This window comes from Nocardia sp. BSTN01 (genome assembly GCF_015354405.1).
In the GTDB taxonomy this organism is placed as follows: Bacteria; Actinomycetota; Actinomycetes; order Mycobacteriales; family Mycobacteriaceae; genus Nocardia.
Map to the genome: position 1 here is coordinate 265,576 of NZ_JADKYP010000003.1, position 23,900 is coordinate 289,475.

The 23,900-nt window shown below is 68.5% G+C and carries 19 protein-coding genes; 11 read left to right on the forward strand and 8 right to left on the reverse strand.

The window, feature by feature from the left end; translation table 11 throughout:
* Positions 1 to 91: 91 nt before the first annotated feature.
* The gene (locus tag IRT45_RS04650) at positions 92 to 1,798 is read right to left on the reverse strand and encodes an amidohydrolase family protein (RefSeq protein WP_194804616.1); all 1,707 of its coding nucleotides are present in this window, start codon (positions 1,796 to 1,798) and stop codon (positions 92 to 94) included.
* Positions 1,799 to 1,978: 180 nt separating this feature from the next.
* Here IRT45_RS04650 and IRT45_RS04655 point away from each other — a divergent pair, with 180 nt between their 5' ends.
* Positions 1,979 to 2,779: an SDR family NAD(P)-dependent oxidoreductase gene (locus IRT45_RS04655; protein WP_228533650.1), complete on the forward strand. Its 801-nt coding sequence runs from the start codon at positions 1,979 to 1,981 to the stop codon at positions 2,777 to 2,779.
* Between the two features lie 25 nt (positions 2,780 to 2,804).
* Positions 2,805 to 2,993: a ferredoxin gene (locus IRT45_RS04660; RefSeq protein WP_194804618.1), complete on the forward strand. Its 189-nt coding sequence runs from the start codon at positions 2,805 to 2,807 to the stop codon at positions 2,991 to 2,993.
* A gap of 112 nt (positions 2,994 to 3,105) precedes the next feature.
* On the opposite strand, the gene IRT45_RS04665 is transcribed toward IRT45_RS04660, so the two are convergent.
* Positions 3,106 to 4,314: an amidohydrolase family protein gene (locus IRT45_RS04665; protein WP_194804619.1), complete on the reverse strand. Its 1,209-nt coding sequence runs from the start codon at positions 4,312 to 4,314 to the stop codon at positions 3,106 to 3,108.
* A 120-nt stretch (positions 4,315 to 4,434) separates the two neighbouring features.
* Positions 4,435 to 5,514: a Zn-dependent alcohol dehydrogenase gene (locus IRT45_RS04670; protein WP_194804620.1), complete on the reverse strand. Its 1,080-nt coding sequence runs from the start codon at positions 5,512 to 5,514 to the stop codon at positions 4,435 to 4,437.
* Positions 5,515 to 5,778: 264 nt separating this feature from the next.
* Here IRT45_RS04670 and IRT45_RS04675 point away from each other — a divergent pair, with 264 nt between their 5' ends.
* A complete protein-coding gene (locus IRT45_RS04675; protein WP_194804621.1) occupies positions 5,779 to 6,954 on the forward strand; it encodes an amidohydrolase family protein in 1,176 nt (391 codons plus the stop codon).
* A gap of 160 nt (positions 6,955 to 7,114) precedes the next feature.
* On the opposite strand, the gene IRT45_RS04680 is transcribed toward IRT45_RS04675, so the two are convergent.
* Positions 7,115 to 9,403 carry a CoA transferase gene (locus IRT45_RS04680; protein ID WP_194804622.1) on the reverse strand — a complete coding sequence of 763 codons (2,289 nt, stop codon included), beginning with the start codon at positions 9,401 to 9,403 and terminating at the stop codon, positions 7,115 to 7,117.
* Between the two features lie 154 nt (positions 9,404 to 9,557).
* Positions 9,558 to 10,511 carry an LLM class flavin-dependent oxidoreductase gene (locus IRT45_RS04685; protein ID WP_194804623.1) on the reverse strand — a complete coding sequence of 318 codons (954 nt, stop codon included), beginning with the start codon at positions 10,509 to 10,511 and terminating at the stop codon, positions 9,558 to 9,560.
* Positions 10,512 to 10,630: 119 nt separating this feature from the next.
* On the opposite strand from IRT45_RS04685, the gene IRT45_RS04690 reads away from it, so the two are divergent.
* From IRT45_RS04690 to IRT45_RS04715, 6 genes are all read left to right on the forward strand, one after another.
* Positions 10,631 to 11,089 (forward strand): Zn-ribbon domain-containing OB-fold protein, encoded by a 459-nt coding sequence (locus tag IRT45_RS04690; RefSeq protein ID WP_194804624.1) that lies wholly within the window; start codon positions 10,631 to 10,633, stop codon positions 11,087 to 11,089.
* Positions 11,086 to 12,267 carry a thiolase family protein gene (locus tag IRT45_RS04695; protein ID WP_194804625.1) on the forward strand — a complete coding sequence of 394 codons (1,182 nt, stop codon included), beginning with the start codon at positions 11,086 to 11,088 and terminating at the stop codon, positions 12,265 to 12,267. Before IRT45_RS04690 ends, IRT45_RS04695 begins: the two co-directional genes overlap by 4 nt.
* 36 nt (positions 12,268 to 12,303) lie before the next feature.
* Entirely contained in the window at positions 12,304 to 13,176 is an 873-nt protein-coding gene (locus IRT45_RS04700; RefSeq protein ID WP_194804626.1) for an SDR family NAD(P)-dependent oxidoreductase, read from the forward strand.
* Between the two features lie 104 nt (positions 13,177 to 13,280).
* Positions 13,281 to 14,483, forward strand: coding sequence for an amidohydrolase family protein (locus tag IRT45_RS04705; protein ID WP_194804627.1), 1,203 nt, complete (start codon positions 13,281 to 13,283; stop codon positions 14,481 to 14,483).
* An 85-nt stretch (positions 14,484 to 14,568) separates the two neighbouring features.
* A complete protein-coding gene (locus IRT45_RS04710) occupies positions 14,569 to 16,029 on the forward strand; it encodes an aldehyde dehydrogenase (RefSeq protein WP_228533654.1) in 1,461 nt (486 codons plus the stop codon).
* 51 nt (positions 16,030 to 16,080) lie between these two features.
* A complete protein-coding gene (locus IRT45_RS04715; RefSeq protein ID WP_194804629.1) occupies positions 16,081 to 16,428 on the forward strand; it encodes a hypothetical protein in 348 nt (115 codons plus the stop codon).
* A gap of 24 nt (positions 16,429 to 16,452) precedes the next feature.
* Here the strand turns inward: IRT45_RS04715 and IRT45_RS04720 are convergent, their stop codons facing one another.
* The 3 genes from IRT45_RS04720 to IRT45_RS04730 are packed head-to-tail and all read right to left on the reverse strand — an operon-like array spanning position 16,453 to position 21,868.
* On the reverse strand, positions 16,453 to 17,145 hold the full coding sequence (locus tag IRT45_RS04720; RefSeq protein WP_194804630.1) for a serine kinase: 693 nt from the start codon (positions 17,143 to 17,145) through the stop codon (positions 16,453 to 16,455).
* A complete protein-coding gene (locus tag IRT45_RS04725; protein WP_194804631.1) occupies positions 17,142 to 20,615 on the reverse strand; it encodes an indolepyruvate ferredoxin oxidoreductase family protein in 3,474 nt (1,157 codons plus the stop codon). The genes IRT45_RS04720 and IRT45_RS04725 overlap by 4 nt, the downstream gene beginning before the upstream one ends.
* Complete coding sequence (locus IRT45_RS04730) at positions 20,612 to 21,868, reverse strand: amidohydrolase family protein (RefSeq protein ID WP_194804632.1); 1,257 nt, start codon at positions 21,866 to 21,868, stop codon at positions 20,612 to 20,614. Before IRT45_RS04730 ends, IRT45_RS04725 begins: the two co-directional genes overlap by 4 nt.
* Positions 21,869 to 22,087: 219 nt before the next feature.
* Here IRT45_RS04730 and IRT45_RS04735 point away from each other — a divergent pair, with 219 nt between their 5' ends.
* Both IRT45_RS04735 and IRT45_RS04740 read left to right on the forward strand, forming a co-directional pair.
* Positions 22,088 to 23,473, forward strand: a complete 1,386-nt coding sequence (locus IRT45_RS04735) for an NAD(P)/FAD-dependent oxidoreductase (protein ID WP_194804633.1) — start codon at positions 22,088 to 22,090, stop codon at positions 23,471 to 23,473.
* A 57-nt stretch (positions 23,474 to 23,530) separates the two neighbouring features.
* The gene (locus IRT45_RS04740; protein WP_194804634.1) at positions 23,531 to 23,872 is read left to right on the forward strand and encodes an MmcQ/YjbR family DNA-binding protein; all 342 of its coding nucleotides are present in this window, start codon (positions 23,531 to 23,533) and stop codon (positions 23,870 to 23,872) included.
* Positions 23,873 to 23,900: the final 28 nt, after the last annotated feature.

A 23,900-nucleotide genomic window follows, 5' to 3' on the forward strand; every position in this document is an offset into this window, starting at 1 on the left:
CCCGATTCTCAACTAAGTAAGTGTTCTCTAACTTCGTTATCGTAACGGCGGCTCGGCGCAGGGGCAACGGCGGGTCGAGCACACGAGGTTCTCAGCGCGCGGTGACCAACCGCCCGGGAACCGCGCCGGTCGTTTCGTCGTGGTCGACGAGCACGCGTCCGTTGACCAGCGTGTAGTCGTAACCGCGTGCCCGCTGCACGAATCGCTGTGCGCCCAAGGGGAAATCGGCGGCCATCACCGGGGCGAACAGATCGAGATTCGCCAGATCGATGACGTTCACATCGGCGTACGCGCCCGGTGCGAGCACGCCGCGGTCGGCGATACCGAACAGGTTGGCGGCATCGACGGTCAGCCGCCGGATCGCCGGACCGATCCCCAGCAGCGCCCGATCGCGCACCCAGTGCCGCAGGAAATAGGTCGAATTGCCGGCATCCATGGTGAGCGCGACATGCGCACCCGCATCCGCGACCCCCAGAACGACGTCGGGATTGGTGATCATTCGCGCGACCGCGTCCAGATCCTGGTTGAGCACCGGGTAATACAGCAGTCCACGTCCGCCCGTCTCGAGCGTGTAGTCGATGAAGGCGGCCGCGGCACCGACCCCGCGCCGCCGCGCCTCGGCGGCCAGGCTGTTGTCCGCCCCCACGTCGTAGGCAGCCGAACCCGGCGGCAGCAGATACATTTTCGCCGGATCCTTCGGCGCCAGCGGACCCGATGGCTGCGAGGGCAGCTCGGCCTCGGCGATCAGACGGTCGCGCACATCCCCACGCGACAGCAGTTCGAGCCGCGCGGCGGCCGGTTCGGCCATCACATCGGACCAGGGGGGCAGTGCGTCGTACGGGGTGCGCCCGGCGATCCCGTAGACGATCGCGCTGCCGCGCACCGCGGTCATCGGGCGCAGATCGGCGCCCCGCGCGCGGGCCCCGGCCGTCTGTTCCATCACCCAGGACCACAGCCCGGGACGCCGGTCGCTCTGCATGATCGAAAAAGTCAGGGGCCGCGCGGAATTCAGGCTCACCTGTTCCATCCACGCCATCTCGGCGCGGGAATTGGCACGGTCGGCGCCGTCGCGCTCGCCGATGCGCGGGACCACCTGGAAGGTGCCACGTCCGCGTTCGGCGAGGACGCCGGCGATCACCGACAGCTCCTCGACGTCGGCGAAAGTGCCCGGTACCGGCCGCCCGTCCGGCACGGTGTGCATATAGGTCCGGGAGGTCGAGAAGCCCAGCGCGCCGGCGTCGACGGCCTCGCCGACCAATTCCGCCATCGCGGCGCGGTCCTCGGCGGTGGCGGGCGCCTCGTCGAGACTGCGCTCCCCCATCACGTAGTAGCGCAGGGCGGCGTGACCGATCAGCCCGCCGACGTTCACTCCGAGTTCGCGGTCGCCCAGGGTTTTCAGATAGTCGCCGTAGGTCTGCCAGCCCCAGTCCAATCCGGCCATGATCGTGTCGGCGGGGATGTCTTCCACCGACTCCATCATCGCCGCCAGGTAGCCCTCCTGCCCCGGCCGTACCGGCGCGAAGGTGACCCCGCAATTGCCCATCACCACCGTGCTCACCCCCTGATAGCACGAGGGTGTGGCAAGCGGATCCCAGAACAGCTGGGCATCCAGATGGGTGTGCACGTCGATGAACCCGGGCGTCACATACCGGCCCGACGCATCGATCACCCGGCGCCCGGAGCCGACCGTGGAAGCGACGTCGGTGATCCGGTCCCCGTCGATCGCCACCTCCGCCCGACGCGGCGGCGCACCCGTTCCGTCGACCACGTCCCCACCGCGAATCACGATGTCATGCATGGTTTTCCATCCTTCCCGGCGCGGGCTGCCCGAGCATAAATAAGCAGGTACTCACTCAACATAACCCTCGAAACGCTCGCATATCACCGGGTACCGTGAGAAAGTAGGTACTTACTTGCTAGACCGCCTGCTCCGGCGGCCCGTTCCGGAGCGCACAGCGCAGGAGTCGACGTGGGATCGATGGACGGCCGGACCGCAATAGTCACCGGCGCGAGCCGCGGCATCGGGCGGCGGATCGCCGAGCGCTTCGCCGCCGAGGGCGCGGCAGTGGCGGTGGTGGCTCGCACCGCCGAACCGGGCACCTCGGCCCTCCCCGGTTCCATCGAAGAGGTCGTAGCGGATATTCGCGATCACGGCGGCCGGGCAGCGGCGATCCGCGCCGATCTGACGGTTCCCGCAGAAGTCGAGACGGTCGTGGCGCGCGCCGAAGCACTGCTCGGCCCGGTCGACACCCTCGTCAACAATGCCGGGGTGAACTTCTACGGCCCGGCGCTCGACATTCGCCCCCACCGCTACGGCCTGATGTTCCAGATGATGGTGCACACACCGTTTCGCCTGTGCCAGTTGGCGATTCCCGGAATGATCGAACGCGGGCGCGGCTGGATCCTCAACATCACCTCCAAACAGGCGCGCCATCCCCTCGGCCCGCCCTATCCGGACTGGGCCGCCGACGGCTGCGTGCCCTACGGCATGTGCAAATCCGCGCTCGATCGCCTGACCACCGGCCTGGCGGCCGAGGTGTACGGCACCGGCGTGCGGATCAACTGCCTGGGCACCTCCGGTCTGGTCATGACCCCCGGCGTCGCCGTCGTCTCCCCGCACACCCCGGACAACACCCCGGTCGAACCGGACGACGCCATGGCCGAAGCCGCTGTGCTGCTGTGCACTTCGCGTGAGGACACCGGACGCATCGCCTACAGTATGGAGCTGCTGGGGCGTCCGTTCCCCGACGGCCCGTGGGCCCTGTCGGCCACCTACTGAATCGCCCCGACCCCGGAGGACAGTCATGCACGTATCCGTCGACCCCGACCGCTGCCAGGGCCACGCCCGCTGCTGGGAGATCTGCCCGGAGGTCTTCGACCTCGACGACGAAGGCCACGGCCGCGCAACGGTTTCCGAGATACCGGCCGAACTCCGCGAGCGCACCCGCGAGGCCGCCGACAACTGCCCGGAACGGGCCATCGTACTGAGCTGATCCCCCACCCTCCGCTGCGTTCGCACGAGCGCAGGGATTCCGAAACGCGAAGGTCCGCCCACCATGGTGGGCGGACCTCGGCATTTGCGGACCGTCACCGGCCCGCGACAGGTCACGACTCGGGAATCGAGGCCGGATCGGCGGGGGTGAAGTCGTAGACCCGCGAGGCGTTGCCGACGGTGATCTTGTCCTGCACGTCCTGCGGGAGATGACCGAGCCACTTGCCGGCCATCCGGACGGTATCCGGCCAGGTGGAATCCGAATGCGGATAGTCGCATTCGAGCATTACGTTGTCCTCACCGATGATGTCCAGCAGCCGTATTCCCGCCTGGTCCTCGATGAAGGTGCCGTACACGTGGTCGCGGAAGAGGCGCCGGATATCGGTATCGAGATCGAAGGTCGCCGCGCCCTTCCGCTCGCCGCGCTCGTGCGTGGCATTCATGCTGATATCGAACCGCGAGGCCCAGAACCGCTGTTTGTCGACCACCTGCTCGGCACGTTCGAGGAAGTACGGAATCCAGCCGATGGACCCCTCGGAGAGCGCGATCTTGAGGTTCGAGTACTTCACGAAATTGCCGCTGAACAACCAATCCAGCAGTGTCCCAGCCTGATTCGCGGCCGCCGAGTACGCCATGAAGGCCAGCGTCGGCATGTCCTCGGAGGTCCGGATCATATTGGACGACGATCCGACGTGCATCGAGATCACGAATCCGGTGTCGTCGCAGGCGCGCAAGACCGGGTCCCAGAAGTCGGTGTGGATCGACGGCAGGCCGAGTTTGGTCGGATTCTCGGAGAAGGCAACGGATTTCGCGCCCAGCGCGGCAGTGCGTTCGATTTCGGCCGCGGCGGCGACCGGATCCCACAGCGGAATGATCATCATCGGGATGAAGCGGCCGGGATAGGCCTGGGCGAATTCCTCGAGGATGAAATCGTTCCAGGCCCGCACGCACAGCAGGGCGAGCTCCTTGTCCTTCGCCTCGTGGAAGATCTGGCCGCAGTAGCGCGGAAGCGAGGGGAACAGCATCGACGACAGCACATGTCCCTGGTTCATATCGGCCACCCGCGCCGCCGGGTCGTAGCAGCCGAGCCGCATCTCCTCGTAGGTGATGGGTTCGGGGGAGAATTCCTCACGCTTTTTCCCGGCGACGGCGTTGAGGCCGGTGGTGACGATCTGGCGATCCTCGTAGACCCAGAATTCGGACTTGCCCTCGCGGACGATCCGGGGCCCGGTCTCGCGCCACTTCTCCGGCAACCGCTCCTGCCACAGCCGCGCCGGCTCGATGAGATGGTCATCAACCGATATGAACCAGCTGAACGACATGGGATCTCCCAACTCCGGTAACAAAGCGAATACTTACATACAAGGTAGCGGGATGCCGGGTCGGGCGCCAGGGTTGCCGGCGATTCGTTGCGAGGTCGCGCCGGGTCGGCGGCGCTCACCTCATCCGACGATGACCGTGCGCACCCCTTCGGCCCGCGAGAGCAGGTCCACACCCTTGTTGATCTCGTCGAGCGAAATGCGATGGGTGATCATCGATTCCAGATCCAGGCGTCCCGCCTCCGCGAGCCGGATGAAGCGCGGGAAGTCACGCAGGATCTGCGCACCGCCGACCACCGATCCGGCGATCCGCTTGCCGGAGAACACCGTCGAGATCGCGGGCAGTGTCAGCACATCCGTGGTCGACGGCATGCCGACCAGCGTCACCACCCCTTCCACCCGGGCCATATCGATGGCCTGGGTGACCAGTTCGGGACGGCCGACCACCTCGAAGGTGAAGTCGGCGCCGCGCCCGCCGGTCAATTCCCGCACCTGCGCGACCGGATCTCCGGCCTGCGGGTCGACGGTATGGGTGGCGCCCACCCCGATGCTCGCCTCCCGGCGGCCCGGCATGGGATCGACGGCGACGATCGTGGCGGCCCCGGCGATATGCGCCCCCTGAATCACCGATTGCCCCACTCCGCCGCAACCGATCACCGCCACCGACGAGCCCGGCGTGACGGCGGCGGTGTTGAGCGCGGCGCCGAGACCCGTGGTGACTCCGCAGCCGAGCAGGGCGAGTTGCTCATCGGCCAGATCGGTCTGCACCGCGACCACCGACGCCTCGTGCACGACCATCGCCTCGGCGAAGGTTCCACAGCCGCACACCGCCGCGGCCGAACGGCCGTCGGCGAGGCGGAAGCGTTGCCGCCGTTTGACTTCCGCGTTCAGCTCACAATGGTTCGACATACCGTTGACGCACGACCAGCACCGTCCGCAGGCCGGTGTCACCGAGGCGAGCACCCGATCACCCACGCGCACCCGGCGCACCTCGGCGCCCACCTCCTCCACCACCCCGCAGCCCTCGTGGCCGGGCACGATCGGCAGCGGCAGCGGCGAGAGCCCGTTGATGACGGTGAGGTCGGTATGACAGATGCCGCTGGCGCTCAGGCGCACCACCACATCATGGGGACCGGGCGCCGGCAGGGGCAGATCTTCGATTTCGAGGGGCCGGCCGACCTCGTAGGCGACAACAACTTTCACTGCGTACCTCTATCGATTCGGATGCGCCGCAGAACGAACCGCCGCATCATCCCGGTTGTCAAGCGAGTGCTTACTCATATTAGGAGCGGGCTCGCGGTCCCGGCGCCGAATCACCACACCCACCCTCAGCCCCCGCAGAACACCGCACGACCTTGACATCCTCTACTACCGGTGCGAAGTTAGTAACTGTGCGCTCACTTACTCATGTGCCACTGCTCGGAGCGCACTGTCCTGTCCGCGGGCGATCCCGGAGGTAGCGCAGCGATGGAATACGGGTTGATCGACGCCGACGGGCATTACTACGAACCCGACGACTGCTTCTCGCGCCACATCGAGTCGCGCTTCGCCGATCGCACCATCCGGGTGGAGCGCGGCACGGACGGGCTGGGCCGCATCTTCCTGCGCGGGCAGCGCACCTTCATGAGTGTGATGCCCGGCGACTACGCCTCGGCGCCGGGTGCGTTGCAGGGACTGTTCGTCGGGGGCGTCGCGGACGGATTCACCCATCGCGAGGTGGTGACCTCGCGCGACCATCCGGAATTCGCCGACCGCGGTGCGCGTTTGGCCGTTCTCGACCGGCAGGGCGTGGAGGCCACGATCATGCTGCCGACGCTCGGTGTCGCCGTCGAATACGACCTGCGTGACGATGTGGACCTCACCTACGCGAGCCTGCGGGCCTTCAACCGCTGGCTCGAGGAGGACTGGGGGTACGGCGCGGACGGGCGGCTGTTCGGCGTACCGATGCTGTCGCTGCTCGATATCGACCAGGGGGTGCGGGAACTGCACCGGGTGCTCGACGCCGGTGCGCGGATGGTGCACCTGTGCCCCGGTCCGATCGCGGGCCGCTCCCCCGCCGATCCGATATTCGATCCGTTCTGGGCCACCGTGTCCGATGCCGGAATTCCGGTGGCGTTCCACGTATCCAACAGCGGCTACCAGCATTTCTACGGCACACACTGGTCGGAGAACCCGGACAACCCGTCGCATCAGCAGTCACCGTTGCAATGGGCACTGTGTAATACCGAACGCCCGGTGGTCGACACCTTGGTCGCGCTCACGCTGCACAACCTCTTCGGCCGCCACCCCGGCGTGAAGATCGTCTCGATCGAGAACGGCTCGAATTGGCTTCGGCCCCTGTTCAAAACGATCGACAAGGCCGCGGCACTCGGCCGACGCGGCCCGATGATCGGCGGCAAACTCCCGCCCCGCCCGAGCGAAGCGCTGGCCGAACACCTCTGGGTCTGCCCGTTCCCCGAGGACGATGTGCACGACCTGATCGACGCCATCGGCGCCGACCACGTCCTGTTCGGCTCCGACTTCCCCCACCCCGAGGGCCTGCGCGAACCACGCGACTACCTCCCCCGGCTGGAATCCTGCGACCCCACGGTCCGCCACCAGGTACTGCGCGGGAACACCGCCGGACTCCTCGGATTGAACTGACCCAGCGGGACCCGCTACAACGTGGGCGGGCCCAACGCTCGTCGCTGCTGAACCAATCGTGCAAACCTCGCCGCACACCGCGGTTTTCCGCGATTTTCCGCGAGGTTTGCACGGTCAGTTCAGCCAGCAGCGGACCCGGCCATGAGGCGGGCCGGTCGCGTCAGTCCATTTGGCGCGCGACCTTCGTGGCGAGCAACTCGTCCACCTGGGCGTCATCGAATCCCAGCTCGCCCAACACCTCCGCGGTGTGCTCGCCGACGCCCGGAATCATCAGCCGCGGGCCACCGATGACCTCGGGGCCCGTGCGCAGCAGGGGGCCGATCTGTTCGAAGTAGCCCCAGTCGGCGGTGCGGTAGCCGACGACGCGGCCGAGTTGGCGGTTGACCGGATCGTCCAGGACGGCGTGGCGGAAGCGGTTGCGGTTCATCGGTTCGATGAGTTCGGCGTGTATGCCGAGTTCGCGTAGCTGTCGCACCCAATCGGCGGCGGGGGCGGTCGCGAAGATGGATTCGAGCTTCGCCTCGGCGGCACGGGCGGCGCTGTCGTCGTGGCCGTTGCGCAGCGGGACGTAGTCGCCCAAGCCCGAGCTCGGGCCACCGGAATGGGCAGTGACGAATTCGTCCAGTTTCCACCAGGATTCGGGGTCGGCGATCACCAGGGCGAACCATTCTCCGTCGGAGCCCTCGTAGATGCGGTAGCCGGGTCCGTACCCGGTCTGCCGCTCATCGAGTGCCGGGCCCGCGACGAGTTCGCCGTCGCGCACGAATACGCCGCAGTGCATGAGCATTCCGGCGCCGAGCAGGCTGGTGATCACCTGCTGGCCGCGCTGCTGGGTGGCCCGGGCGTAGAGACCCAGCGCGATGCCGGCGGCGGCGACCCAGCCACCGGCCATATCGATCGGTATCCAGGTCGCGGCCAGCGGCTCGTTGCCCGCGCCTCCTATCGCGCGCTCGAAACCGGTCAGCGCCTGCATCAAGGCGTCGTTGCCCGGATACGCCGCCCGCGGGCCGGTGGCGCCGAAGGCACTGGCGTGGCAGTACACCGCGTTCGGATTCAGGCGGGCCACGGTGTCGGCGTCGATGCCGAGCCGTTCCGCCACGCCGACCCGGAAGTTGTGCAGCACCACATCGGCGGAAGCGAGCAGCTTCTCGACCACCGGCCGCGCCTCGGGAGCGTTGATATCCAGTGCGAGACTGCGTTTTCCGCGTTGACAGGCCGCCACCGCATAAGCGGCGGCACGCATGGCCTCACCGCCCGGCGGTTCCACCTTGATCACGTCCGCACCGAGGTCCGCCAGCACCTCGGCGGCCAGTGGACCGGCGACGAACGCCGAGAAGTCCACAACACGAAGACCATCGAAAAGGCTTGCGGCAGAACGTGTTCGTGCGGCGACGGGCGCATCGGGAGCCGGCCGCAGCGGACGGATCTCGAACGGCGAGCCGATCATCAGGTCCTGGTGGCCGCGCTCGGAACGCGTGACGGCCATGCCGGTGTCGGCGGTGTGCGGATCACGCAGCACCTCCCCCGGCCCCAGCACCGGCTCGCAGGCCACCCCGGCGGCGCGCAGCCGCTCCACCCACACCTCGCGCGGCTCGGTGGCGAAGAACGATGTCCACCGCTGGGCCCGCGCCCGCAGTTTTCCGGTGGTCTGGTCGGTGTAGTACCCGTCCGGACTGGGTTCGTCGCCGAGTACCTCGATCACCGCCTGGTACATACCCTTACCGCCGAACCACACCTGCAGCAGTTCGCCGTCGGCGCAGCGGTAGAGGAAGTTCGGGAAGGTCGAGCCGTGCTCCCAATAGGATTCGACTTCGGGCGCGGCGCGTTCGGACCGGCCGATCATGCAGCCGAGGGTGGCCAGCATTCCGTCGTAGAGCGAGGTTTCGCTCCATCCGCCCGTGCCGGTGCCGACGCGCCGACGCAGCAGCGCGAACACCGAGGTGAGCAGCAGGAAGGCAGCCCCCGTGCCGGACGCACGCACCTCGGGGAAGATCGGTCCGGGACGATGCCCCCGCAGTTGCGTGCAGAAGCCGGCCCGCGCCTCGACCAGCAGTCCGAAATCCTCGACCGTTCCGGCTTCGGTGCGGCTCGGCCGGCAGCGGGCGTAGACGAGCGCGGGATTCGTTGCGGCACAATCACGAAACCCCAGTCCGCGTGCCTCGACGAGTTCCTCCGCGCCGTAGACCAGCGCGACATCGGCCGTTCGCAGTAACGCGGAGATTTCGGCCGCGCCGGTGGTGGTGACGATGCGCTTGTCGCGATGCCAGACGCGACCCCACGGCACATCGGTGTCGATCGGCACGGCCTCCCCGACCACCCGGATCACGCTCGCACCGAGATCGGCCAGCAGCATGCCCGGCAGCCCACCGGCCAACCCGAGCCCGAGATCGCTGATCCCCACCGCGATTTCGACCACGGTCAGATCCGCGCAGGGACGTTCGCTACTCATCGTCAGAGTCCTTTCGCCCAACGATCCGAAGTCGCCGTTCCTGCCGGGCAGGCCCGTGCAGGCCGGTGTCGCGCCGCTGTCGCAGAGATCCGACGCACTCGCAGTGACTGCCTGTCGCGCACCGGAAAACCCTCGGTACCAGCACATTCGGAGTTCATTGCCCGACCCGGACCGGAAGTTCCAATCTCGGCAACACCTCTTCGGCGGCCAGCCGAACCACGTTCAGCGTGTCCGACCGCGTAGCGGGTGCGATGACGAAGTGCCGCACGCCGGCATCGACGTAATCCTGCAGCCGCACCGCGACTTCGTCCGGCGTCCCGGCCGGCGCGATTCGCTGCAGCATGTCGCCGGGTTTGTCGCCGTAGGCGCCACCGAGGAAATCGGCCACCTCGGCGCGGGCGCGCTCACCGTCGCGGCGGATCGAGCAGTACAGATACATCGTCCACTCGAAGCCGGTGAGGTCGCGGCCGATCGCCGCCGCCTCCTGCCGGATCGCGGTGACGGAGCGGGCGTAGGCGGACGGCGACATCAGGTACGGCATCCAGCCGTCACCTCGGCGCGCGGCCCGACGCATCGCGGGGCCTTTGCGTCCGGACACGATCAGCGGCGGGCCGCCGGGCCGCATGGCGGAACCGTCGGGACCGCGGACCGGGCGCAGGTGCAGATCGCGCAATCGGAAGAACCGGCCCTCGTGATCGACCGGTTCGTCGCGCCACAGCGCGCGCAGCACATCCATCGCCTCGTCGGTGCGCGGGCCGCGTTCGGGCAGCGGCACACCGACGGCCTCGAATTCGTGCCGGAACTCCCCGCCGACCCCGAGACCGACCGACACCCGCCCACCGGAGCGGGCATCCAGATCGGCGAGCTGTTTGGCCACGATCACCGGCTGATAGAGCGGCAGCAGCAGCGTCGCGGTTCCGACCCGCACGCGTTCGGTCCATGCGACCATCAGCGACAGACGGGTGACGGCCTCACCGGTAGGACTCGGCGGCAAGATGTGGCCGCCCTGCCAGACGGATTCGATGGGCAGGCGTTCGGCAGCGGCCAGCCAGTCTCGATCCGGTTCCGGCATCGCGGCTGCCCCGAAGACGATGCGGTCGGCGGACATCCGACTCCTTCGGCGAGCAGTGCGTCGGGGCCCGATCGGCACCGACCACACGAAGATAGCAAATGCTCACTTATCATGATAGTGGTTATAGGCAGCAACGACTCGCTCCTGGAGGCCGGATGAACGCGATACCGGGTATCCCGCCGATGGTCACCGAGGAGACCGAGCCCTTCTGGACCGGCGCCGCCGCCGGCCGATTGCTGGTCGAGCACTGCCCCGCCTGCGGCGCCGATTCCTTCCCACCCCGCGGCATCTGCCGACGATGTCGCCGCCGCAATCCCGAGTTCGCCGAAATCACCGGTCCCGGAACGGTTTACAGCTTCACCGTGAACCACCAGCGCTGGCTCCCCGACCTCGAGGTGCCCTACACGATCGTGCTGGTGGAATTCCCGGATCGCCCCGGCGTGCGAATTCCCGGACGGGTGCGCGGCTGCGAGCCGGACGAGGTGGCGATCGGCATGCGAGTCGACGTCGGATTCGAGCCGGGCCCGGGCGGATACGCCGTACCCAGCTTCCTCGCCCGCGCCGGAGCGGCGGACTGCACGCCCCGCGACGGCGCGACCGGGGTCGGCCGATGAGTACGGACCTGTTCGAGCATCGCGCCGTGATATCCGGCATCGGTCAATCCGCGATCGCCCGCCGGCTCGACCGCTCCGGCCTGCAACTGACCCTCGACGCCATCCTCGCCGCGGTCGCCGACGCCGGCCTGACCGTCGACGATATCGACGGCCTCGCCATGTTCCCCGGCGGTGGTGTCGCCAATGTGCCCGGCTACGCAGGCGGCAATCTCTACGAGGTTCAGGACGCCCTGCGTATCACGACCCGCTGGCGCCAGGGCCTCGTCGAGGGCATGGCGCTTCCGTTCTACGGTCCGGCCCAGGCGATCGCCACCGGTCAGGCGCGCCACGTGGTGATCTGGCGGACCGTGAAGGAAGGCAGCGCCGCCCGCGCCGCCGGTGGGCGCCCGGCCTACGGATCCACCAAACCCGCCGCCGAAGGCCCGCAGGCATGGCTGCTGCCGATCGGCATGCTGTCCCCGGTGTGCCAGATCGCCCCTTTCGCCACCCGCTATATGCACGAATTCGGCCTCACCCGTGCGCAATTGGCTTGGATTCCGGTCACCCAGCGCGCAAGCGCCGCCCACAATCCCGACGCCGTCTACCGTTCACCGCTCACCGTCGACGATTATCTGGCCGCACGGATGATCTCTTCCCCGCTGTGTCTGTTCGACTGCGACGTCCCCGCCGACGGTGCCACCGCGATCGTGGTGTCAGCGGCCGAGACCACCCCCGATCTGCGCGCACCGGTCCGCATCGAGGCGATGGCCGGCGTGGTGGACGGGCGCCCGGCATGGGACCAGTGGGAGGACATGGGCCGGGTGGGTTACGCGACCGCCGCGGCCCTGTGGGCGCGGACCGAGCTGACCCCCGCCGATGTGGACACCGCCCAGCTCTACGACGGTTTCAGCATCGAGGCGGTGTGGTGGCTCGAGGCGATGGGCTTCTGCGGCACCGGCGAGGCCGGGGATTTCATCGACGGTGGCAAGCACATCGCCCTGGGCGGCGAGCTGCCGCTCAACACCTGGGGCGGTCAGCTCTCGGGTGGACGCCTGCATGCCGGATTCGGCCACACCGCCGAGGCGGTGCGGCAGCTGCGCGGCGAGGCGGGCGCCCGCCAGGTGGCCGGCGCCGAGGTCGCGGCGGTGACCAATGTCGGCGGAATCGAGTCCGGCGCAGCACTTTTGACGCGCTGGTGAGCCAGCAGTACCGGTGACGGCGAAGGAGAGATGATCATGGTGGAGCGTCCAGGACGCGTGGACGGCAAGGTGGCAATCGTGACGGGTGCGGGATCGACCCCCGGGCCCGGGATCGGCACCGGGAAGGCGACCGCGGTGGCATTGGCACGCGAGGGTGCGGCCGTGCTGCTGGTGGACCGTTACGGCGAACGCGCCGAACAAACCCTGCGGATGATCGAGGACGAGGGCGGCAAGGCCGCGGTCTTCGCGGCCGACCTGACCGAGGCGGCGGCGTGCGAGGCCATGGTGCGCACCGCCGTCGACTCCTTCGGCGGACTGGACATCCTCGTCAACAACATCGGCCTGGCCGCGGTCGGCACGGTCGTCGACGTCTCCGAAGCCGACTGGGACCGCTCCTTCGACATCAATCTGCGCACCGCATTTCTCGCCTCGAAGTACGCGGTACCCGCATTGACCGAACGCGGCGGCGGATCGATCGTGAACATCTCCTCGATCTCGGCGCTGCGCGGCGACGGAACCGTCGCCTACTCCGCGGCCAAGGGCGGACTGCTCGCGATGACGGTCGACATGGCGTATTCACACGGCCGCCAAGGGATTCGGGTCAATGCCATCGCACCCGGGCACATCACGACGCCGATGGTGCTCTCGGTGTCGGCGCCCGGCCCGCGCGCGGAATTCATGAACACGATGCGGTCGGAGGCGGGTCTGCTCGGCACCCCGGGCGACGGCTGGGACGTGGCGTGGGCGGCGACCTTCCTGGCCAGCGACGAAGCCCGCTGGATCACCGGTATCACCCTGCCGGTGGAATCGGGCGTGCTGAGTGTGACGCCGTTGATGATGGCGCCGCACCTGCGCGCGGTCCCCGAACCCGCCCCGGCCGAGCCACCGGCGCCGGAATCCGCGCACTGAACTCCGATCCGCCGCGGCAGACGGTTGTACATCGCCCGGCCGATCTCTAGAGTAAGTAAGTAAACACTCTCATGTTAATCTTCCTGGTACAGAAGGAGTTCGGGATGGCTGACCCCGATGGCGCCGGAGCCGCCCTGTGTGAGCGATATGCGGTCGCCGATGTCGACTCCCACATCATCGAACCGGCCGATCTGTGGACCTCGCGGATCTCGAAGAAGTGGGGCGATCTGGTTCCGCACGTCCGCTTCCACGAACGCCGGCAAGAGGACTACTGGTACATCGGCGACAAGAAGCTCTACGGCGTGGGCGCGTTCGCACAGGCCAAATGGCCGGAATTCCCGCCCTCACATCCGAAGAAACTCTCCGAGGCCTTCCCCGCCGCGCTCGATGCCGAGGCACGGCTCGCCTATATGGACGAGGTCGGCATCTACTACCAGGTGATGTATCCGAACATTCTCGGCTTCCACAGTCACGTCTTCTTGAACCAGATGCCGCACGAGCTGGCCACCGAATGCGTTCGCGCATACAACGACTGGCTGGTCGAGTGGTGTTCGGCGGATTCGCGCCGGCTGGTCCCGATGATGATGCTGCCCTTCTGGGATATCGACGAAGCGGTCACCGAGATGAAGCGGGCCTACGAATTGGGCCACAAGGGTGTGCTCTTCGCCGCGCGCTACGACAAGGTCGGCCTGCCCCGCCTGGTCGACGACTACTGGGAGCCGCTGCTCGGCCAGGCCCAGGACATGGGACTGTCGATGAACTTCCACGTCGGCTTCCTCAACTCCCCCGACGATCTCAAGGGTGCGGTCGACCAGTCGCAGAAACTCGACTTCACCAAGGAGAGCGCGCTGGTGTTGCTCGGCAATGCGCAAAACATCGCCGAGGTGGTGGTCAGCGGCGTCTGCCATCGCTATCCGGAGTTGAATTTCGTCTCGGTGGAGAACGGTGCCGGCTGGCTGCCGTTCCTGGGCGAGAGTATGGATTGGCAGTGGCTCAATGTCGGTGCGCACCACGAATATCCGGATCGGCTGCTGCCTAGTGAATATATGCGCCGCCAGATCTACGGCATGTACTGGTTCGAAAACCGTTCACTGCGACCGGTGATCGGCGAACTGGCCGACAATCTGATGTTCGAAACCGATTTCCCGCATGCCACGAGCCTCTCTCCGGGACCGGCCTCGGAATCACCGAGCCCGCGCGACATCATCGATCGATCGCTGACCGGGATTCCGGACGAGACGGTCGCGAAGGTCCTGCAGCACACCGCGACCCGGCTCTATCACCTGGACCCGCCGCAGCGGAACTGACCGAACGACACGACATCGGAGGGCGGCGTGACGGCGACCGATCACGCCGGATACGAATGCAGGAGGCGGCGTGACCGATCGGCTGATGTACCGGCGTGAGTTCTACGTCGGAGGCCAGTGGGTGCCACCGGACGGTGACGAACGCTTCGCGGTGATCTCGCCGTCCACCGAGGAGGCGGTCGGCGAGGTGCCGGTGGCCCGCGCCGCCGATATCGATCGGGCCGTCGCGGCCGCGCGCACCGCCTTCGACGACGGCGCGTGGCCCCGGCTGTCACCCGGCGAGCGGGCCGACACACTGGCTCGCGCCGCCGAACTGCTCCGCAAGCGCGAGTCCGATATCGCGGCCGTGACGGTCGACGAAATCGGCTGTCCGGTCGGCCAATCCAGACAGGCACAGACCGGTATGGTCGCGGCCCTGTTCGACTACTACGCGGAGCTGATCCGCGGCTTCGACTTCGAGCACACCGTCACCGCCGGCGACCGGTCCGGCCTGGTCACCAGGGAACCGGTCGGCGTCGTCGCGGCCGTGGTGCCGTGGAACGCCCCGGTGACCCTGGCGGCGTGGAAGACCGCACCGGCACTGGCCGCGGGATGCACGGTGGTGATCAAACCGCCGCCGGAGTCTCCGCTGAGCAACTTCGTCCTGGCCGAAGCACTGGACGAGGCCGGAATACCTTCCGGCGCAGTCAATATCGTGCCCGGCGATCGAGCGGTCGGTGAGTATCTGGTCACCCACCCGGGCACCGACAAGGTGGCCTTCACCGGGTCGACCGCCGCGGGCAAACGCATCATGAGCGTGTGCGGTGAACGAGTGCGGCGGGTATCGCTGGAGCTGGGTGGCAAGTCCGCGGCGGTCGTCACCGACGACGCCGATATCGCGACCGTGCTGCCCGCGATCGTCAAGGGCGCGATGCATATGTCCGGTCAGGTCTGCGGTGCGCACACCCGGGTCCTGGTGCCGCGCACCCGTTACGCCGAGGCGGTCGAGGCCGCAGCGGCGGCAGCGGCAGCGGTCCGGGTCGGCGATCCGCACGATCCGGCGACCCTGGTCGGTCCGCTGGTGGCCCAGCGTCAGCGCACCCGTGTCGAGCACTACATCGCCCTCGCCCGCGAGGCCGGTGCCCGGGTCGTGACCGGCGGTGGCCGCCCCGCCGGGCTGTCGAGAGGCTGGTACGTGGAGCCGACGATCCTGGCCGAGGTCGACAACGCGATGCGGGTGGCGCGGGAGGAGATCTTCGGTCCCGTGCTGTGCCTGATCCCGCACGACGGTGACGACGACGCCGTGCGCCTCGCCAACGACTCGCCCTACGGCCTCTCCGGCGGGGTGTGGTCCGCCGATGCCGAGCGCGGCCTGGCGATCGCCCGGCGGCTGCGCACCGGCAGCATCGCGATCAACGGCACCTATCCGCCGTTTCCGCGGGTGCCGTTCGGCGGCTTCAAGGAATCCGGGCTCGGTCGCGAACTGGGCCCGGAAGGGCTGCACGGTTTCCTCGAACCCAGAAGTATCGGACTACCGGCCGCCTTGCGCCGGGATGCCGGAAACTGAACGGCCACAGCGTCGTTCGGCAGTTGTTTTGCGCGAAGGAAGTGGTGTCCGATGCGAACCGGATCACGGGTGTGCGGTGCGGCGTTCGACGGCGAGTTGTTCGTCCGCGCCACGGTCGAATCGGTCGGGCCGTGTCCGGCGCGCGCGGACTACATCGAAATCTGTTTCTCGACCACCGAGGGCCGCTGGAAGTGGTGCTTCCCGGAACCGGAACCGTCGGAGTGCCCCGCGGAGCCCACCACCGACCTCGCGTTCACCCTGGACAACTACGGCGCCCAGGCACATCCGATCGTCGACGGACGCATCCAGCCGGCGATCCTGAGCGCGGCCGCGCTACCGATGGTGCTGGCCGGGACCCCGGTGCACATCTCCCGGCGCCTCGTGGTGATGTGCCGCTGACCGGTCCGGCGTGCACTTGTCCGCTCAGCCGGACAGCACCACCTCCCGGGCGGCGAGAAACCACGAACGTTCGAACAAGCCGTCCGGCCCGGAGGGGCCGTTGTCGCGGAACCAGTCGATGCGCGTGCGCAGGCCGGTGACATCGTCGAAGTAGACCTCGTTCACCGCGTCGTAGGCGGTGCGAGTCGCCGCCACCGGATGATTCTGGACATAGGCACGACCACGAGCGGCGTCGGGTATCGCCACCGTCGCGGCGCCCGGTCGCCGCACCGTACCCGCATGCGCCGTCCACCGTGTCGCGAACTCTTCGGCTGTCAGATTCGCCGCCCGCACCGCGACCGCCATATGTTTGAGCCGATCGCCACCGTCGTCCCACCGATGTTCCAGCCATTCGCCGCCACGCAGAACATGTTCGCGGGCAATCACTTCCGCCGCTCTCTCCGGCAGCGTCACCACATCGCCCGCGTCGTCGCTTCCCGATCGCCAGCGATCGTGGCGACGCAGATGCCGGATATCGCGAAACCATTCGACCACCACACCGTCGTGCCGGGGTCCCGGCCCGGTGAGATCGGGTAGGACGGTACAGACCGTCACCCGCACCGGTCGCAGTCCGCTGGGCGCGTCCGCCGCCGCGGCACACAGCAGCGGCCACTGCCGGGCGAAAGTGTCGAAGGACAGCTGCGGTGACCGAGTGACGAAACGCAGACGTTTGATCACGGCAGCGCCCCACTCGCCTCGGAAATCGTTGCGGCCGAGGGGTGTTCGAGCCGCCATGCCGCGATCCCGGCGCGCCACTGCTCGATGCTGCGTTCCTTGATCGGTCCGTACCCCGTGATCGCGGCCGCCGAGGCCGCCAGCTCGACCTGCCGGTCGTAGGGCAGCTCCGCGCCGGCTTCGGTGATCTCGGCGACGAGCCGCGCGTACTCCACGATCACCGCGCGTTCGGCGCGCCGGTCGCGGTCCCATCCGAACGGGTCGAACGGTGTGCCGCGCAGCCGTTTCATCCGCCGCAGCACGCGAAAGGCCAGCGCGTAGGTCCGGCCCGCCGGCAGCTTCCGCGCCATCCCCAGGCGCCGCAAGATCGGTGGATGCAGGTGATAGGTCAGCGCGTAGGCGCCGTCGAGACCGAGTTCGGCGGCCACCGCGTCGTAGTCCGCGGCGAGATGCAGACGCGCGACCTCGTATTCGTCCTTGTAGGTCAGCAGGGCGAACCACGACTCGGCCACGGTGCGGGTCAGTTCCCACTCCCGCGCGGCCTCGTCGCGCGCGGCCGCGTATTCGACGAGTTCGAGATACCGGCGGGCGCGGCCCACGCTCTGATAGTCGATCACCTGGGCGGTCCGGCGAACCAGCCGGTCGTGGAGCTCGATCGGGAACGCCCTGTGCGCCACAAGCCTTTCCGCTGTCGCACCGGCCGCTGCCGTCGGCTCGTACCCGCGCGCGGTGGACGCCACGCGCTCGTCCCCCAGAGCCGCCGCGACGGCCGCGCGGTCGTGCACGAGCCAGCGCCCCCATTCGAAGGCGAGCCGGTTGTCCGCCGCCGACCGGCCGCGTCCGGCCAGCGCCCGCGCCATATCGGCCGCCGACACCGGCACGCCGCCCAGCTGAAATGCCGCACCCAGCAACACCACATTCGCGGGCAGGTGATCGGCGAAGACCCGCTCCGCGACGCGTCGCGCATCGATCACCGACGTCCGCCGCGCGCCGATCCGATCGGCGATCGCGGCTTCCAACGAAGCCACATCGGGGGCCGCGGTGTGGCTCTGCAACATCGCCGCAGTCGGCGTGACGTTCCGATCGACCACCGCGATCGCTTGCCCCGCACGGGCTTTCGCCAAATGGTCGGCGGAGGCGGCCTGCAGGATATCCCCGGACAGGTACAGATCCGCGCCGCCGCCGCTCACCGCCGCCGCGGTCAATCCTGCGCGATCGGCCGCCAGGTGCAGATGTGACACCACGGCCCCCGCCTTCTGCGAGAGCCCGGTCTGATCCATACCGCCGACCACCCAGCCCGCCGCCTCGGCGGCCCGCACGAGGATCCGGTTGGCGGTGACGATCCCCGTGCCGCCGATCCCGGTGAAGTAGATGCTGTAGCGCTCGCCGACCGCGGGTTGCGCCGGCTCCGGCAACGATCCCGCCGGAAGGCGCGGACGCTCACGCCGCGCCCGATTCCGCCGGCGGCCACCGGTTGTCGGTTCGATGGTGACGAACGACGGGCAGTCACCGTCCAGGCAGGTGTAGTCGCGATTGCACGAGGAATCGTGGATACGCCGCTTCGTGCCGAATTCGGTCTCCATCGGCAGCACCGACAGACAGTTGCTCTTGGTTCCGCAGTCGCCGCAGCCTTCACAGACGGCCTCGTTGATGACGACCCGCCGCGGCGGCTCCGGCAGCAGTCCGCGTTTACGCAGCCGCCGCGCCTCGGCCGCACACCGCTGGTCGTAGATGATCACCGTCACGCCCGGCACCGTCCGCAGCCGCTGCTGCACCTGCGCCAGCCGATCGCGGCCCAGCACCTCGACACCCCGCGCCCACCGCGCGCGCCGGCCGTAGCGGCCGGGATCCTCGGCGCACACCACGATCTCGCGCACCCCCTCGGCCTGCAGTTCCCGGGTGAGGGCCGGCACGTCTCGCAGTCCGGTCACCTCCTGGCCGCCGGTCATGGCGACCGCCGCGTTGTAGAGGATCTTGAAGGTGATGTCGGTTCCGGCGGCCACACTCGCGCGGATGGCGAGCGTGCCGGAATGGGTCAGCGTGCCGTCACCGAGATTCTGAATCAGGTGGGGCGCCTCGACGAACGGGGACAATCCGATCCACGGCACCCCTTCGGCACCCATCGGCGTCGGCGGCAACGTCGTCAGATCGCGGTTGCGGGCCTCGAAATACATGATGCCGTGACAGCCGACACCGCCGCCGACCAGCGCATCCTCCGGTGCAACCGTGGACCGATTGTGCGGGCAGCCACTGCAATACGCGGGCGCGCGGGCCGGCGTCACCAGCAGGGGCAGCTCCAGCCGCGGCGGTGTCGCCGGGCGCAGCGCCGGAAGAACACGGTCGAGTATCTCGCCCACGGACTTCGGATCGAGTACCCCGGAACCGGGCACCAAGGGCTCTCTTTCACGATCCCGCTTGCCCAGCACCGGAATTCGACGCTCCGCCTCGTGCAGCACCGCGCGCAGCTGCGTCTCGACGAATGGCCGCTTCTCCTCCACGACCAGTAACCGCCGCACCGAATCCGCGAACTCGACCGCGGTCTCCTCGACCAGCGGGTAGGTCATACCGAGCCGCAGGATGCGCACACCCGCCGCCGCGAGATCGGTGATCCGGACGCCGCGCTCCGACAACGCCTGCACCACATCGAAATACGTCGCGCCCGCGCAGACGATGCCGAGCTCGGCGGTGTCCGGACCGACCGTCCGGTCGAGGCCGTTGTGCCGGGCATAGGCGCGGGCCGCTCGCAACCGATGCTCGTTGATCAGCTCTTCCTGGCTGGGCACCGCATGCGGGCCGATGGTCGCCTGCGGTCTGTGCGTCCAGATCCGCCCTCCGATGGTCACCTGCGGTTCGGCGGGGCGGTGTCGTCCGAGATCCGGATCCACCGTGCCTATTCCGTCGGCGACGGCGGTGACGATCTTCAGGCCGACCCAGCATCCGGCATACCGCGACATCCGGAAGGCGTGGATCCCCAGGTCGAGAACGTCCTGCTGATCCCCCGGAAACAGCACCGGAATCCCGGCGTCGGCGAAGGTGTACTGGCTGTCACAGGCCAGCGTGGACGATTTCGCGGCCGGATCGTCACCACAGAAGGCCACCGCCCCGCCGCCCGGACCGGCCCCCATCGCATTGGCGTGTTTGAGCACATCGCCCGAGCGATCCAGTCCTGGCCCCTTGCCGTACCAGGCACCCACCACGCCGTCGACACCGTCGTAGGCGAGGGCGGCGCCCATCTGGCTGCCCCAGACGGTGGCCGCCGCGAGCTCCTCGTTGAGTCCGGGCCGGTGCACGATGCGATGCCGCTGCGGTTCGTGCCGTTCCAGTTCCAGATCGAAACCACCCAGCGGCGATCCCGGATATCCGGAGACCATGGTGGCGGTGGTCGTTCCGTCGCGAAGGTCGAGTTCGTGGCGCAGCTCGAGCAGACGCACCAGCGTCTGCACTCCCGACAGCACCGGCGTCGGAGCCGTCACGGATAGACCTCGGGATCGACGTAGGCGACGACGCCGCCTTTGATCACCGTCCGCAGCTTCGAATGATCCTGCAGCACAGTGATATCCGCCGTCGGGTCGCCGTCGACGACGATCAGGTCGGCCAGCAGTCCGGCCCGGACCTCACCGGTGTCCAGGCGCGCCGCCGGGCCCATGTTCCGGGTGGCGGTGTGGATGGCCTCGATCGGTGACATGTCGATCAACTCGACATAGCGCTGCAATTCCGCCGCATAGGTGCCGTGCCGGGTCCACTGATGCCCGAAGTCGCCACCGGACAGGATCGGAATGCCGGCGGCCTTCAGCTTGTGCAATCCGTCTATCTGAGCGCGCAATTCGTCGCGATAGCCGGACGCCTCGACCTGTTCCCCACTGATCCCCCACTCCTGCGCGCGGCCCGAGACCACGGCGTACAGATAGTGCAGACCCGGACATACCCAGACATCGTCGCGCCGCGCCTCCAGCGCACTCAATGCCTCGTCGTCGAGGAAGCAGGCGTGATGGATGATGCGGACGCCGCTGCGCGCGGCCATCGCCACGCTGGCCGCACCGCGTGCGTGCACCGTGACGAAGGCGCCGTAGCTGTCCGCGACTTCGACTGCCGCCGAAAGCATCTCGTCGTTCATGTAGACGTCCTCGGACGGGTGGGCGGGCACCACACCGTCGCCGGAGATGAACAGTTTGAGCGAACGCACGCCGCTGTCGCACTGCCGCGCGACGACCTCGCGGATATCGCGGACACCGTCCACGACCTCCATCAGGCCGCCCTCCTCGCCGCCGAGACCGCCGCGCTCGGCGATCATCGCCCCGCAGGGGATCAGGCGCGGCCCCGCGATCAGCCCTCGCTCCACCGCGTCGTGGATGAGCAGATCGTCCTGCGGCTGCGTGGCTCCCGCGCCGATCAGCAGGGTGTAGCCGCTGTGCAGATAGGTCTTCGCCACGGCGGCGACGTCGAGGATGTGCCGCCCCGGCGGCGTCGCGGCGACGGCCGCGTGGTCGAAGACGAAATCCAGCGGCCAACTGATATGCGTGTGCGCGTCACCGAGGCCGGGCAGCACCGTGGCGCCGCGCAGATCCACCACCCGCACAGCACCCGGATCGACGTCGATATCCGCACCGATACTGACCTCGGCGATCCGATCCCTCTCGACGAGTACCGATCCCGCGCGCGGGCGTTCGGCGAGATCACCCCCGCAGGTCAGGATCCGCCCATTGGTCAGCAGCATTCGCTCTGTCATCAGCGACCTCCAGTACTGAGCGAGTACTTACTTTATCACCGGCGTCACAGCGCGAGAGTCGAATTCTTACTTTCGAGAATCATCCATCCGCCCGCGGGCTCGCGCAACGGAACGCCACGATCCGCACCTGTCGATCCCCCACCGGCGGCGTCCCAGCTGTCACCATGGTCTGCGGGACCCCGCCGTCCCCACCGAGTCGAATCAGAGGAGCGTGATCGCATGCCCGCCGAAACCCCGGCGACCGAATCCGTGGATGCCGTCGTCATCGGCATGGGGCCCGGCGGCGAGGCCGTGGCGACCGAATTGGCGCGTGCCGGGCTCGCGGTGGTCGGCGTCGAAGGCCGGCTGCTGGGCGGCGAATGCCCCTACTACGCCTGCGTGCCGACCAAGATGATGGTGCGCGCCGCCGAGACCCTCGCCGAGGCACGACGTGTGGGCACCCTCGCGGGAAGCGTCCGGGCGCAGGCGGATTGGACGCCGGTGGCGAAGCGGATCCGCGACGAGGCGACCGACAACTGGGACGACAAGGTCGCGGTCGAACGGTTCGAATCCGCGGGCGGCACCTTCGTGCGGGGCTGGGGGCGCATCACCGGTCCGGGCCAGGTCCGCGTCGATACCGCCGACGGACCGCGCGAATTCCGCGCCCTGCGCGCGATCGTGCTGAATCCCGGCACCGCCCCGTCCGTACCGCCGATCGAGGGCTTGGCCGACACCCCGTACTGGACCAACCGCGAGGCGGTGACCACCACCGAGGCGCCCGAATCCCTGATCGTCCTCGGCGGCGGACCGGTCGGCGCGGAATTCGCGCAGATCTTCTCCCGGTTCGGAGCCGAGGTGACGATGGTCGTACGCAGCCGCCTGCTGCCGCGCGCCGAGCCCGAGGCCGCCGACATGCTGGCGAAAATCTTTGCCGAAGAGGGGATTTCGGTCCGCACCGGCGTCGAGGCCACCCGCATCGACCACGACGGCAGCTATTTCACCGTCCGGCTGAGCAACGGCGATCCGATCCGCGCCCAGCGCCTGCTGGTCGCCGCCGGCCGCAACACCGACCTGTCCGCACTGGGCGTCGGCGCCATCGGCCTGGACGAGCAGGCGCACGGCATCCGGGTCGACGACCGGCTACGCGCCGCCGAGGGAGTCTGGGCGATCGGTGACGTCACCGGGCACGGCGCCTTCACCCACATGTCGATGTATCAGGCGTGCATCGCCGCCGCGGATATCCTCGGCTCCCCCGGCGAACCCGCGCGGTATCACGCGGTTCCCAATGTCACCTTCACCGAACCGGAGGTGGGCGCGGTCGGGATGACGGAGTCGCAGGCCCGCGAGGCCGGACTGAGCGTCTGGACCGGCCGGGCCGAGGTTCCGGATTCGACCCGAGGCTGGATTCACGGGCCCGGCAACGCCGGCTTCGTCAAGCTGGTCGCCGACGCCGATCGCGGCATTCTGGTCGGCGCCACCTCGGTCGGCCCGGTCGGCGGCGAGGTGCTGAGCGCCTTGGCCGTCGCGGTGCACGCCCGGGTCCCGGTCACCACATTGCGGGAGATGATCTACGCCTATCCCACCTTCCACCGCGCGATCGAGGCCGCCCTCGCCGATCTCGGCTAGCCGGCCCATCTCGCCGAACCGGCCGCGACGACGCGGATTCGGCCGCATAATCGGCCCATGGCCGATGCCGACGACGTCCGGCGGATAGCGCTGGGACTACCCGAGTCCACCGAAGCGCCACATTTCGACATGCCGTCGTTCCGCGTCCGCAAGGCGATCTTCGCGACGCTGCCCGATCCCGCGCACGCCCACGTGATGGCGAGTGAAGCCGATATCCGGGAGGCGGTCGCGGAATATCCGGACTGCTGCGCGGAGAAGTGGTGGGGCAAGCGTCTGTCGGCGGTCCGCGTCGACCTCGGCTCCGCCGACACCGGCCTACTGAGCGAGTTGCTCACCGACGCCTGGCGACACAAGGCGCCGCGCACGCTGGTGCGCGCCTTCGACGCGGCTTCCGAATAGCCCGCATCGTCGCCGAGCCGCTACCACT

What these genes read in the sequence shown, in the direction of transcription:
- IRT45_RS04650 (WP_194804616.1), bottom strand. Translation starts at nt 1,798, where the DNA reads ATGCATGACATCGTGATTCGCGGTGGGGACGTGGTCGACGGAACGGGT.
- IRT45_RS04655 (WP_228533650.1), top strand. Translation starts at nt 1,979, where the DNA reads ATGGACGGCCGGACCGCAATAGTCACCGGCGCGAGCCGCGGCATCGGG.
- IRT45_RS04660 (WP_194804618.1), top strand. Translation starts at nt 2,805, where the DNA reads ATGCACGTATCCGTCGACCCCGACCGCTGCCAGGGCCACGCCCGCTGC.
- IRT45_RS04665 (WP_194804619.1), bottom strand. Translation starts at nt 4,314, where the DNA reads ATGTCGTTCAGCTGGTTCATATCGGTTGATGACCATCTCATCGAGCCG.
- IRT45_RS04675 (WP_194804621.1), top strand. Translation starts at nt 5,779, where the DNA reads ATGGAATACGGGTTGATCGACGCCGACGGGCATTACTACGAACCCGAC.
- IRT45_RS04680 (WP_194804622.1), bottom strand. Translation starts at nt 9,403, where the DNA reads ATGAGTAGCGAACGTCCCTGCGCGGATCTGACCGTGGTCGAAATCGCG.
- IRT45_RS04685 (WP_194804623.1), bottom strand. Translation starts at nt 10,511, where the DNA reads ATGTCCGCCGACCGCATCGTCTTCGGGGCAGCCGCGATGCCGGAACCG.
- IRT45_RS04690 (WP_194804624.1), top strand. Translation starts at nt 10,631, where the DNA reads ATGAACGCGATACCGGGTATCCCGCCGATGGTCACCGAGGAGACCGAG.
- IRT45_RS04695 (WP_194804625.1), top strand. Translation starts at nt 11,086, where the DNA reads ATGAGTACGGACCTGTTCGAGCATCGCGCCGTGATATCCGGCATCGGT.
- IRT45_RS04700 (WP_194804626.1), top strand. Translation starts at nt 12,304, where the DNA reads ATGGTGGAGCGTCCAGGACGCGTGGACGGCAAGGTGGCAATCGTGACG.
- IRT45_RS04705 (WP_194804627.1), top strand. Translation starts at nt 13,281, where the DNA reads ATGGCTGACCCCGATGGCGCCGGAGCCGCCCTGTGTGAGCGATATGCG.
- IRT45_RS04710 (WP_228533654.1), top strand. Translation starts at nt 14,569, where the DNA reads ATGTACCGGCGTGAGTTCTACGTCGGAGGCCAGTGGGTGCCACCGGAC.
- IRT45_RS04715 (WP_194804629.1), top strand. Translation starts at nt 16,081, where the DNA reads ATGCGAACCGGATCACGGGTGTGCGGTGCGGCGTTCGACGGCGAGTTG.
- IRT45_RS04730 (WP_194804632.1), bottom strand. Translation starts at nt 21,868, where the DNA reads ATGACAGAGCGAATGCTGCTGACCAATGGGCGGATCCTGACCTGCGGG.
- IRT45_RS04735 (WP_194804633.1), top strand. Translation starts at nt 22,088, where the DNA reads ATGCCCGCCGAAACCCCGGCGACCGAATCCGTGGATGCCGTCGTCATC.
- IRT45_RS04740 (WP_194804634.1), top strand. Translation starts at nt 23,531, where the DNA reads ATGGCCGATGCCGACGACGTCCGGCGGATAGCGCTGGGACTACCCGAG.